At 72.7% G+C, this 11,192-nt stretch carries 13 protein-coding genes; 5 read left to right on the top strand and 8 right to left on the bottom strand.

The features are described 5' to 3' along the window. The 3 genes from E1294_RS48375 to E1294_RS57610 all read right to left on the bottom strand — a co-directional run. On the bottom strand, positions 1–2,459 hold a 2,459-nt coding region (locus E1294_RS48375; protein ID WP_132518927.1), incomplete at its 3' end, for an NACHT domain-containing protein. 118 nt (positions 2,460–2,577) lie between these two features. Then, positions 2,578–3,495: an AMP-binding enzyme gene (locus tag E1294_RS48370; RefSeq protein WP_281284621.1), complete on the bottom strand. Its 918-nt coding sequence runs from the start codon at positions 3,493–3,495 to the stop codon at positions 2,578–2,580. A gap of 191 nt (positions 3,496–3,686) precedes the next feature. Continuing rightward, positions 3,687–3,815, bottom strand: coding sequence for a hypothetical protein (locus E1294_RS57610; protein WP_281284620.1), 129 nt, complete (start codon positions 3,813–3,815; stop codon positions 3,687–3,689). Between the two features lie 70 nt (positions 3,816–3,885). Here E1294_RS57610 and E1294_RS48360 point away from each other — a divergent pair, with 70 nt between their 5' ends. Further along, a complete protein-coding gene (locus E1294_RS48360) occupies positions 3,886–4,071 on the top strand; it encodes a hypothetical protein (RefSeq protein WP_132518925.1) in 186 nt (61 codons plus the stop codon). Here E1294_RS48360 and E1294_RS48355 read toward each other — a convergent pair. Then, on the bottom strand, positions 4,034–4,990 hold the full coding sequence (locus E1294_RS48355; protein ID WP_132518923.1) for a GNAT family N-acetyltransferase: 957 nt from the start codon (positions 4,988–4,990) through the stop codon (positions 4,034–4,036). The genes E1294_RS48360 and E1294_RS48355 overlap by 38 nt on opposite strands. Positions 4,991–5,120: 130 nt before the next feature. On the opposite strand from E1294_RS48355, the gene E1294_RS48350 reads away from it, so the two are divergent. Further along, entirely contained in the window at positions 5,121–6,050 is a 930-nt protein-coding gene (locus tag E1294_RS48350) for a hypothetical protein (protein WP_132518921.1), read from the top strand. Positions 6,051–6,091: 41 nt separating this feature from the next. Here E1294_RS48350 and E1294_RS48345 read toward each other — a convergent pair whose 3' ends face one another. Then, on the bottom strand, positions 6,092–6,448 hold the full coding sequence (locus E1294_RS48345) for an MmcQ/YjbR family DNA-binding protein (RefSeq protein WP_132518919.1): 357 nt from the start codon (positions 6,446–6,448) through the stop codon (positions 6,092–6,094). A gap of 10 nt (positions 6,449–6,458) precedes the next feature. Then, a complete protein-coding gene (locus tag E1294_RS48340) occupies positions 6,459–6,875 on the bottom strand; it encodes a CBS domain-containing protein (RefSeq protein ID WP_132518917.1) in 417 nt (138 codons plus the stop codon). Positions 6,876–7,065: 190 nt separating this feature from the next. Here E1294_RS48340 and E1294_RS48335 point away from each other — a divergent pair, with 190 nt between their 5' ends. Then, complete coding sequence (locus E1294_RS48335) at positions 7,066–7,860, top strand: class I SAM-dependent methyltransferase (protein WP_132518915.1); 795 nt, start codon at positions 7,066–7,068, stop codon at positions 7,858–7,860. A 65-nt stretch (positions 7,861–7,925) separates the two neighbouring features. Here the strand turns inward: E1294_RS48335 and E1294_RS48330 are convergent, their stop codons facing one another. Together E1294_RS48330 and E1294_RS48325 are read right to left on the bottom strand one after the other, a co-directional pair. Then, entirely contained in the window at positions 7,926–8,441 is a 516-nt protein-coding gene (locus E1294_RS48330; protein ID WP_132518913.1) for a hypothetical protein, read from the bottom strand. A 90-nt stretch (positions 8,442–8,531) separates the two neighbouring features. Beyond that, entirely contained in the window at positions 8,532–9,398 is an 867-nt protein-coding gene (locus E1294_RS48325) for a D-alanyl-D-alanine carboxypeptidase family protein (protein ID WP_132518911.1), read from the bottom strand. A 102-nt stretch (positions 9,399–9,500) separates the two neighbouring features. Between E1294_RS48325 and E1294_RS48320 the strand changes: the two genes are divergently transcribed. Further along, the gene (locus E1294_RS48320; RefSeq protein WP_132518909.1) at positions 9,501–10,262 is read left to right on the top strand and encodes a DeoR/GlpR family DNA-binding transcription regulator; all 762 of its coding nucleotides are present in this window, start codon (positions 9,501–9,503) and stop codon (positions 10,260–10,262) included. After that, on the top strand, positions 10,259–11,192 hold a 934-nt coding region (gene pfkB / locus E1294_RS48315; protein ID WP_132518907.1), incomplete at its 3' end, for a 1-phosphofructokinase. The genes E1294_RS48320 and pfkB, both read left to right, overlap by 4 nt.

The raw sequence follows: 11,192 nt of genomic DNA, 5'->3' as shown, positions 1-11,192 counted from the left end.
CCCCCGAGCACGACGTCCTCCGTGCCGCCGTCGATCACCCGGTGCGCCGACAGCGCGGTGAGCAGGCCGTTCCAGCCCTCGTGCCCGAGGTTGCCCTTCCACAGGTGGGTGAGCGCGGACCAGCGTTCCAGGGGGTCGGGTCCCGCCAGGATCGAGGAGACGCTGACGGGCTGGTCGGAGGCGGAGACGATGAGCAGGGTGAGGTTCGCGGAGTAGGCGGCCAGGCGGCGGGGCACCGTGTGACGTACCGGAACGAAACCGGTGAAGTGGCGGCGGGGCCGCTCGTGCAGCGAGCGCCGCAGCACCCCGGCCAGGAGCGTGACGCACCGCTCCCGCACCGCGGCGGGCACCTCGGCCAGCAACTCCAGGACGAAACCGACGGTGGGCCCGCGCTCGGCCAGGCACGAGTGAGACGTGACGGCGTACAGCAGGTCGTCGTCCACGGCCTGGACGAGCGCGAGGGGCTCGTCGCCGGCCAGGCGGCGCCTGCGGTCGAGGTCGCGCAGCGCGTAGACGGTCAGCCACGCCACCAGGAACTCGCCGAACGTGGAGTGCAGGAACGCGTGGCCGTTCCTGCGGACGAAGAAGAAGCGTTCCGTGGCCTTGCGCACCCAGTCGATGCGCTCGCCCTCGTCATCGGCGTCCTCCTCGCCGCCGTGGCACAGGGCGGGCAGGTCGCGTTCGAGCGCCTCGTCGGTGAGGACCTGGCGGCCCCTGGCCAGCATGGACAACGCCGCCGTGCCGAGCAGCACCAGCTCCTGGTCGATCACCACCCGCCGCGACCCGCCGGTCTCCCGTTCGGTGTAGTCCCTGAGCAGCACCTCGTACAGGCGGGCGCGCCCGAGCGGGCCGTGGTCGCGCTGCAGCGCGTTGCCGCCCGCGTCGTAGAGGGCCAGCAGCAGCAGGAGCAGCGGCTGCCTGGCCATGTCGCCGTGCACGAGCGCCGCCTCGGCGGGCAGCGGCTTCAGATCACGCCTGGCCAGCAGGGATCGGTTGGCCTGGTCCCAGACGTCCAGCCACTGCCGCACCTGATCGTCGTCGAACGGCTGCAGCTGCAGCGCCAGCAACCCCTCCGGATACCTGATCCGGTCCGCCACCACCGTGCGGCTGGTGACCATCACCGCGACGGGCCGCCCGAGACCGGCCTCCCTGGCCTGGAACTCCTGGACGTGTTCGAGATAGTCGAACCGGTTGACGCCGCCCTGCAGCAACTCGTCCAGCCCGTCGAGCAGGATCACCGGCATCGCCCCGTCGCCGGCCGCCACGAGCTCGGCGTAGCCCACCTGCTCCGCCAGCACCCCCTTGAGGGCCTGCTCGATCTGCTCGGTGACGCTCGCGCGCGCGGCCACCCCGCCCAGCTCCACCCGGATCGGCAGGAACTCCGACCTGGCCAGCCGGGCGGCGAGCACCTCGGTCAGCTTCGTCTTGCCCGAGCCCGGCTCGCCCAGCACCAGCAGGGGCGCCCGGGTGGCCCGCAGCGAGGTGAGGTGACCCACGAGGAACGCCTCGGGGTCGGGCAACAGGCGCCGGTCGTCCCACCAGGCGCGCTCGGCGGGCGCGGCGTCGCGGGTCAGCTCCGCGACCCGGCAGCGGGGGGTGAGGTAGCCCTCGCCGAGCAGCGGGAGCGTGACGTCCTCGGGAAGTTTGCCGGCGACCAGGAGCGGCTGGTCGAGCGCGTTGGCGGCCATCCTGGCCAGGTGGATCACGGGGCGGTCACCGACCCTGGGCGGGGCCAGTTCGGCCAGCAGCCACGCCACCCGCGACAGCGCGGTGCCGGGTGGCGGCCTCTCCGTGACGAGGCTGCGCACCCCGAACTCGTGGCTGTCGAGCGCCAGCGACCGGTAGTCCTCGTCGTAGATGCGCAGCGCGTGCGCGGGCGGGCCTTCGGCGAGCATGCGGGGCAGCAGGAGCTGGTCGTCGACGCCCAGCTCGTCCCAGATCGACAGGCCGCCCACGTATCCGGCCAGGGCCTCGGACATGTGCAGGAAGGCACGTTCCACGGCGCGCCGCGTCTCGGCGTACGGCAGGTGCGGCTCGGGCGTGGGCAGCCGCTCCAGCAGCAGCTCCGCCACCAGCCTGGCGAACCGCTCGGGTGTCGGCACACCGCGGGAGATCTTCTCGCCGCGGTCGAGCCGGTCCAGCGTGAACGGCAGCTTCGCCTCACCGAGCGCCTCGAAGTACGCCGACACGACGATCACGGCGTGCGCCGCGGCCAGCCGCTGGGTGCGGGTGTGCCGGTCGACGCCGCTCCTGAGCTCGGGCATGCGGCGCACGATGTCCTTGCCGTAGCGGGCGATGCCGTCGCGCATGTCGGTCAGGCCGGCCGCCAGCCGCCCGCCGCCGGCCAGCGCCCAGCCGGTGCGCTCGGCGGCCGAGGCGAACCCGACGACCTTGACCAACCTGCCGTCCTTGCATCCGAGAATCCTCAGGGCGTCGGCGTAGCTCGGGGTATCGATCATGGCCTTCTCCCGGGACAGGGGGTGTCCCATCATGCGCTCTGCGCCCGCGATCGCGCAGGCTTCCACACCGTGCCGGTCTGCTGCCGGTCTGCTCCCGGGTCTGCTGCCGGTCTGACCGTCATATACCCTTCAGGGCTTGCGCGATCTCCGGCAGCGCCGCAGGATCCTCGATCGTGGACGGCGTGGTGTACGGGCGGCCGTCGGCGATGTCGCGCATCGTGGCGCGCAGGATCTTGCCCGAGCGGGTCTTCGGCAGCCGGGCGACCACCAGGGCGCGGCGGAAGGCGGCGACGGGCCCCACGCGCTCGCGCACCAGGGCGGCCAGCTCGCGCTCCACGTCGGCGGGGTCGGGCTCCGCCCCGGCCTTCAGCACCACGAACCCCATCGGCAGCTGCCCCTTCAGCTCGTCGGCCACGCCGATCACGGCGCACTCGGCCACGTCGGGGTGGGCGGCGATGATCTCCTCCATCGAGCCGGTGGAGAGACGGTGCCCGGCGACGTTGATCACGTCGTCGATGCGGCCCATGACGTAGAGGTAGCCGTCGGCGTCGAGGTGGCCGCCGTCGCCGGACAGGTAGTGGCCGGGGTAGCGCTCCAGGTAGGAGCGGGCGAAGCGGGCGTCGTCGCGGTAGAGGGTGGGCAGCGCGCCGGGCGGGAGCGGCAGCTTGACGGTGACCGCGCCGTCGACCCCCGGCGGGCAGTCGTTGCCATCGGCGTCGAGGACGTGCACGTCCCAGCCGGGCACCGGCTTGGTGGGCGAGCCGGGTTTGATCGGCAGCCGTTCGATGCCGGCGCAGTTGGCGGCCACCGGCCAGCCGGTCTCGGTCTGCCACCAGTGGTCGATGACGGGGATGCCGAGCAGGCCCGACGCCCAGTGGTAGGTGTCGGGGTCGAGGCGCTCGCCGGCCAGGAAGAGGTGCCGCAGCCCCGACAGGTCCCACTTTTTCGCGAAATTTCCGGATGGGTCCTCCTTTTTGATGGCCCTGATCGCGGTCGGCGCGGTGAACAGCGTACGCACCCCGTGCGTGGCCACCACCCGCCAGAACGCTCCCGGGTCCGGGGTGCCTTGGCGCGGGACGTGGCGAAGTCGCGGATGATCTGCTGCTGCGGCGCCGAGCCCCCGGAGGAGAGCCATTCATGCTCGGCGCGCCAGCCGGTCAGCATCTTGTCCAGCTTCGCCGGGCCGCAGTCTTGGCCGGCCTGGTGGGCGGTGCGGAAGGCGGCGACTCATGGGTTCCACACCCAGCGGCACCGGTCCCACTCAGCCAGCAACGCCGCGCGTGCGGTGGACGACAGGCGCAGCCGGTAGGTGATCCGGGCGTGCTCGGCCCCGTCAGCGTCCTTCGACGTCGCCATGATGTCATTCAAGCATCATGATGCGCTTCGCACTGCGGCTTCCCGACGACCTCCATGAACGCCTTGGGGCGTGCCGGGAGTCCAGGAGGACGTGGCGCGGATGACGGCGGCGCTGGAGGAGGCCCGGGAGTCGTCGGCGCTCCCCGAGCGGACGTCCGCCGGGGAGGCGCTGCGCGACATGGCGGTCCGGACCCGGCTGCGCGGGACCTCGCCGGCCGTTACGGAGCCGCGGGCTCGGCCGACAGGACGAGCCTGATGGCGAAGTTGCGGTAGCCGCCCCGCTCGAACGCCCTGGCCATCGGCACGTTGCCGGAGTCGGTGTCGGCCACGATCCGCTGGACGCCCCGCTCCGCGTGGAAGCGGGTGATCTCGGCGAGGAGGTCGTCGGCGTACCGGTGACCGCGGTGCTCGGGCACCACGCCGAGATAACCGACCACGGGCCCGGTGTCGTTGGCGGACGGCAGGGCGACCCCGACGAGGTCGCCGCTCGTGTCGTAGGCCAGCCGCCACCAGGACCGTTCGCCCCGCATGGACGCGTTGTCGCGGACGTCCTCGCGGGCCTGCTCCACCGGGTCCATGGTGCGCAGGGCCTGGCGCGTGGCGAAGTCGAGCGAGCCGACGGCCACCCGCCGGAACGCCTCCACGAAGACCTCGTCGTCCTCCTCGCCACGGAAGACGAGCCGGTCCGATGGCTCTGGCACGGGCGCGTCGCCCGCCGTCCACGCATAGCGCAGGCGTTCGAGCTCCTCGGTCAGCCCGGCGCGGCCGGCGGCCTCCCAGCGCCAGCCGATGGCCGCCGTGACCGCGGGGTCGCCGCGCCAGCCGTTGGGGACGAAGACGTGGTATTCGGGCGCCCGCCCGAAGGCGGCATGGGCGTGGCGCAGCAGTTCGGCGGCCACGCCCACACGGTCGCCGACCGACGGGTGCACATAGATGCAGTCCAGCGCGAGCGGCCTGGCACCGTCGGGGAAGCCCCACCAGACGGCGCGGGCCAGGATGTCGCCGGTGCCGTCACCGGTGTCGTCGCCGGTGGCCAGCCAGATGCGGTCGTAGCCGTAGTTGCGGCTCTCCAGGAACGACAGCAGCCGCTCAGGGTGGGCCCAGCTGATGGACTCGTCGACGACGCAGCCGAGCAGGCGGTCTAGGTCGTCCGTGACCGCGGGACGGAAACGCATGATTCCTCCGAGAAGTGGAAGCGGGCGCGATGAGCGCCCGGGGTAATGCCGAACATCTCAGCGCCTCCTTTCTTCCGACTTTTCGGTGTCAGCTGGCACTTTAACAGAAATATCGCGACAGGATGGGCTGGTGAGCTCCTACCACGACGACACGCTGCCCCTGCAACCACCGATCCGGCTGCCCGGCGAGGCCACGCTCGCGGCGGCGGTACGCGCCGCCCCGCTGGCCGAGGAACTGAAGCCCGAAGGCGACGACTCGGAGGTGCTGGCGGCCTGGGCGGGACACTGCCGCGACCGGCTGGCCGCCGACGGCACCCTGCTGCTCGAACTGATCAGGATGTTCCTGACGCGCGAGCCGCACCAGGGCGAGGTGCCGGAGACGCTGACGGGGCTCGGCCTGGTACGCCAGGAGGAGCCGTACACGCTGAGCTGGCTCGGCCTGTGGGTGGCGCGGCTGATCGTCGCGGCGACCACCGGGCAGGAGGTCCCGGTCATGGGCTCGCTCGCGGACGGCGACGCCGCGGCGCTGCTGCACGGCCTGCGTTCCTACCCGGAGGCAGAGCGCGACGAGGAACTGGCGGGATGGCTGAAGGGCAGGGAACCCGACGAGGCGGTGGCCGAGATCGCCGCGGCGCTGGCCACGGTCAGCCCGCTGAGCCGGGCCATCGGCGTGGAGTTGTTGTCGACGCAGTTCGGCGACGAGGGCCGGCTGGCGCTCTCCCGGCAACTGGAGAAGCGCAAGCTCGGCGCGGTGATCGCGGCCAGGACCGGCCGCACCGAGCGGCAGCCCGCGCCGGACGAGATCGCCTGGGTGCTGGTGGACATGGCGGCGGCGCTGCTGGAGTTCGGGGACGAGCCGGGCCAGGTCATCGAGTCGATCGCCCTGGGCATGGACGCGGAGGAGCAGGCGGGCACGATCCCGATCCTGGCGTTCGGCGACCATCCGTGGACGGGTCAGGTGCTGCGGCTGTTCATCGACCACCACCCGGACGAGCGGGTCTCGGCGGCCGCCCGCAAGGCGCTGCGCCGGCTGCGCGGGCTGGCCGACGTCCGCGGTTGACACGCTTCGGCGCGCACCGAAGCCCTGCGCTGCCGCGGCGCTCACGGCGCGCCGGCGGCCTGCCGCTGCTGTTCCAGGCGCACCTTCTTCGGTACGCACATCCGCCAGGCCTCCAGCACGAGTTCGCGCATCTCGGTGGCGTCGATGGCGGCGAGCCGCACGACGACCCAGTTGAAGCGCAGCTCGGACTCGCTCGGCATGAGGAATCTGTCCGGCTCGGCCGCCACGAGCGCCGCCCGCTCCTCCTTCGGGAACCCGAAGCCCATCAGCGTCTCGTCGTGCGAGAACGCCACGTAGACGATCTTTCCTACCCGGAACTTGACGCGGTCCCGGATGAGGTGCTCGGTGGAGCGCGGAAGCGTGCGCGCGAACTGCCGTATGTCGTCGACCGTGACCACGCGGGCAACATTACCGATTCCCCTCGGCGGCCGATATGTCGGCGAGCGCCGAGTCCGGGTCGCGCTCGACGGCCAGGTCCCCCAGGCTGACGATGCCGACGGCGCGGCCGTCCTCGACCACCGGGAGGCGGCGGACGGCGTGCGAGCGCATCATCCGCACGGCCTGCTCGATACCGGTGTCGGGATCGACGGCCTCGACGGCCGGGCTGGACGCCTCGCGTACCGGCGTGTCCGGGCCGCGCTCGGCGGCGACCACCCGCACGGCGATGTCACGGTCGGTGACGATGCCCTGCATGCGGCCGTTGTCGTTGACGATGATCGCCCCGGTGTCGCGCTCGCGCATGAGCGCCGCGGCGGCGGACACCGGCTGGTCGCCCTCGATCGTCGCGGGGTGGGCTGTCATGACGTCTGCCACGGTCTTCGCCATGGGGTCCTCCTGTGGGTCGGTGCCCGCCCCCCTACCCGGGCGCTCACCCGATTCACCAGGTGGGCGGGGCCGCGCCGCCAGGGCCTCGTTCGACCTCCTTCGTCTCGTAGAACGAGACGCCATCTCTTGAATGGTGAGATTCACGTTAGGGTCGTCGGCAACGGTCCGGCGAAGACGAAGGAGTTCGGCGATGGAAGCCGTCTACACGCATGGCCACCACGAGTCGGTGCTGCGCTCGCACCGCTGGCGCACCGCCGAGAACTCGGCCGCGTACCTGCTGCCTCACCTGAAGCCCCACATGAAGGTGCTCGACGTGGGCAGCGGCCCCGGCACCATCACCGCGGACCTCGCGACCAGGGTGGGGCACGTGACGGCGTCCGAGGTGAGCGCGGAGGCGCTCGACCTGGCCAGGGCCGAGGTGAGCGCCCGCGGCCCTGGCAACGTGGACTTCGCGGTCGCCGACGTGCACGCTCTCGGCTTCGACGACGACACGTTCTGCGTGGCCCACGCCCACCAGGTGCTGCAGCACGTGGGCGACCCGGTACGCGCGCTGCGGGAGATGCGCAGGGTCACCAGGCCGGGCGGGCTCGTGGCGGCCCGCGACAGCGACTACACGTCGTTCGCCTGGCATCCGCGGCTGCCGGTGCTGGACGAGTGGATGGAGCTGTACCAGAAGATCGCGCGGGGCAACGGCGGCGAGCCGGACGCGGGGCGGCGGCTGCTGTCGTGGGCGCGGGCCGCGGGGTTCGAGGAGATCACCGCCACGTCGTCGACCTGGTGCTTCGCCACGCCCGGCGACCGGGCCTGGTGGGGCGGGATGTGGTCCGAGCGGATCCTGCGCTCGGCGATGGCCCGGCAGGCCCTGGCCGCGGGCGCCGCCACGGAGGCGGACCTGCGGCGGATCTCGGAGGGGTGGCTGACGTGGGCGGCCGACGGTGACGGCTGGATGTCGATCCTGCACGGCGAGATCCTCTGCCGCGCCTGAGCCCGGCCCGCCGATGCGCCGCCCGGAGGTCCGGCGCAACGCCTGGCCCGGCCCGGGCGCGGGGTTCAGATGCCGAGGGTCCTGGCGCGCTGCCACTGGGGGTCGCGGTAGAGGACCATGTCGGTGCCGATGAGCTCGTCGGGCGCCGACAGCATGGTGATCTCACCCGCGGCCTGCAGTTGGAGCAGCAGGTCGCGCACCCGCGGCCCGACGGGCAACCGCCCGGCGGGCAGCCCGAGACCGGTCCTGACCGTGTCGGCGATCTCCGACAGGCGGAAGGGCCCTTCGAAGCCCGCCACGACCCCGCGCACGATGGTCATCGTGATCAGGTGCTCGGCCTCGGCGTGCGCCAGCTGCCAGGTGACCTGCTCCCTGCGGCGACCGGTGCCCGCGCACGACGGGCATCGGCGCGCCATCCCGGCCGTCACCTCCTCCTCCGCCGAGCCGAGGCACGCCGAGCACAGGCCGTTCTCGGCGGCGTGAAGCTCGGCCGGCATCCGGCCGACCAGGGCCACGCCGCAGGTGCAGCCGAACGTGTCACCGAGAAGGCCGGCCTGCGGGGTGATCGCATGCTTCGTCATCGGGCCGACTCTACCGGCCCGCCCGCCTCGCGGGGCAACACCCGCGACGGCCGGTGACGCCCCGGCCGGGCGGCTCCCCGCCCGAGGGGCTCAGCCGGCGACGCTGCGGTAGAGGTCGCGGGTCAGCTTGGTGATGCGCTTGACCGAGCCGCTCCACGTGCCGCCCACCGGGTGCGCGGTGAGCACCGCCATGACGTACCGGTCGCCCTGGCCGGCCAGGCCGGTCGTGTGCAGCACCGGGCGGCCGTAGTCGGGCACGCCCGAGCCGGTGGCCCGCTGCGCCACCCACGAGATGGGCGCTCCGACGGCCCTGGCGTCCTTGCAGGGGCTCGGCGGCTTCATGCCGAACCCGGACCAGCCCTGCTTGACCGCCCACGGCCGGGGGATCGCGTCGGGGATGCCGAAGGTCTGGTCGAAGCCGTCGGCCCCGCACGGCGTGGACTTGCGCAGGTGGCCCAGTATCAGGTTCCTGACCTTGGCGTCGGCCCGGTCGAACAGGTAGCGGTAGGTGCGCACGATGTCGTACGCGCTGAGCGAGGTGTAGCCCCAGAAGCCCGGCTTGGAGGCGGGCGGCGGTGTGGTGTCGGCCAGGCCGAGCTTGCGCGCCATCCTGATGATGATCTTCCCCTGGCCCCCGCGCTCCCAGAAGGTCGAGGCCGCGTCGTCGTCGCTGGCCCTGAGCATGCTCTTGAGCAGCTTGGCGTCGGCGGCCGGGACGCTCTTGCGCCCCTCCAGGTAGTCGATCGCGATCAGGATCTTGACGATGGAGGCCGAGCGGTACTTCCTGTGCGCGTTGCGCGTGGCCACGAACTTGCCCGCCTGCCGGTCGAAGACCAGCCACGCGGCCGTGGTGCCGGCGGGGACGGAGGGCGGCTTGACCGCCTCGGCGTGAGCGGGTACGGCCGTCAGCGCAGCGGCGAGGACGATGGGCACGGCGGCAAGGGGCTTGATTCGCACAGTGCCTACAACTATCAGATCTCGCCCGTATGCCCTTGACCGCACAACTAAGCGGGTATAAACACAGATGAAACCAACCCGAAACGGCGGTGAACCAACATCATGTACGCCGAGGAGCGGCAGCAGGAGATCCTGCGGAGAGCGCGGTCCGCGGGCCGCGTCGACGTGGTGACGCTGGCCGCCGAGCTCGACGTGACCACCGAGACGATCCGCCGCGACCTGACGTCGCTGGAGCGGGCGGGTGTGCTGCGCCGGGTTCACGGGGGCGCGATCCCCGTGGAACGCTTGGGGTTCGAGCCCGCGCTGGCCACCCGTGACGAGGTGATGACGGGCGAGAAGGAGCGCATCGCCAAGGCGGCGCTCGCCGAGCTCCCCGACGACGGTTCCGTGATCATCGACGCGGGCACCACCACGGGACGGCTGGTCCAGGTGCTGCCCGCCGACCGGGAGCTCACCGTGGTGGTGAACTCGCCGCCGCTGGCCACCGCCCTGGCGGCCCGCGCCAACCTGCACGTGATCATGCTGGGCGGCCGGCTGCGCGGCAAGACGCTCGCCACCGTCGACGACTGGGCGCTGCGCCCGCTGGCCCACCTCAACGTCGACGTGGCGTTCATGGCCACCAACGGCTGCTCCCTGAGCAGGGGGCTGACCACGCCCGACCCGGCGGAGGCGGCGATCAAGCGGGCCATGGTCAAGGCCGCGCAGCGCAGCGTCCTGCTGGCCGACCACACGAAGTTCACCAACACCTATCTGGCCACGTTCGCCGAGCTCGGCGAGATCGACGTGCTGATCACCGACACCGGCCTGGACGACGCGCTGGCCGCCGACCTGGCGGCGGCGGGCCCGGAGGTGATCCGGGCGTGATCCTCACCCTGACGCTCAACCCCAGCCTCGACCGCACGATCGAGATCGCCGCCCTGGACAGGGGCGCGGTCATCCGCGCCGCCGCCGCCCACCTCGACCCGGGCGGCAAGGGAGTGAACGTCTCGCGCGCCCTGCTGGCCAACGCGGTCGCCTCGCGCGCGGTGGTGCCGTTCGGCGGCGACGAGGGCAGGCAGCTCGTACGGCTGCTCGCCGCGGAGGGGCTCGACATGATCACCGTCCCCGTCGCGGGACCGACCAGGTCGAACGTCACCCTCGCCGAGCCCGACGGCACCGTCACGAAGATCAACGAACCCGGCACGGCCCTCGCGCAGGACGAGCTCGACACGATCGCCGACGCCGTGCTGGAGGCCGCGCACTCCGGCGGCCAGGGAGCCGACTGGGTGGTCGCCTCGGGCAGTCTGCCGCCCGAGGTCCCCGCCGACGTCTACGCATCGTTGTGCCGCAGGTTCGCCGGGGCGGGCATCCACGTGGCGGTCGACACCAGCGGCCCGGCGCTGTCCTGCGCGCTCGGCGCCGCACCCGCCCTGGTGAAGCCGAACGCCGAGGAGCTCTCCGCCGTCACCGGCATGCCCATCCGCTGCGTGGGCGACGTCGTGGAGGCGGCGGCCAAGTTACGTGCCGCGGGCGCGCGGGCGGTGCTGGCCAGCCTGGGCACCGACGGCGCCGTCCTCGTCGAGCCGGACGGCATCTGGTACGGCGAGGCCCCCGTCACCGAACCCCGCAGCTCCGTCGGCGCGGGCGATGCCATGCTGGCCGGTTTCCTCGCCGGAGGCGGGCGCGGTCCCGGCGCGCTGGCCCAGGCGCTGGCCTGGGGCGCCGCGGCGGTGCGCCTGCCCGGCAGCCGGATGCCCGGCCCCGCCGACATGGCCGGGCTCGATCCCGGTGACGTCACCGTCGGCGCCCCCGACC

It is taken from the genome of Nonomuraea diastatica (assembly GCF_004349015.1).
In the GTDB taxonomy this organism is placed as follows: Bacteria; Actinomycetota; Actinomycetes; order Streptosporangiales; family Streptosporangiaceae; genus Nonomuraea; species Nonomuraea diastatica.
Note: the sequence above shows the minus strand (reverse complement) of the source record. Positions and strands in the feature narration are given on the sequence as shown.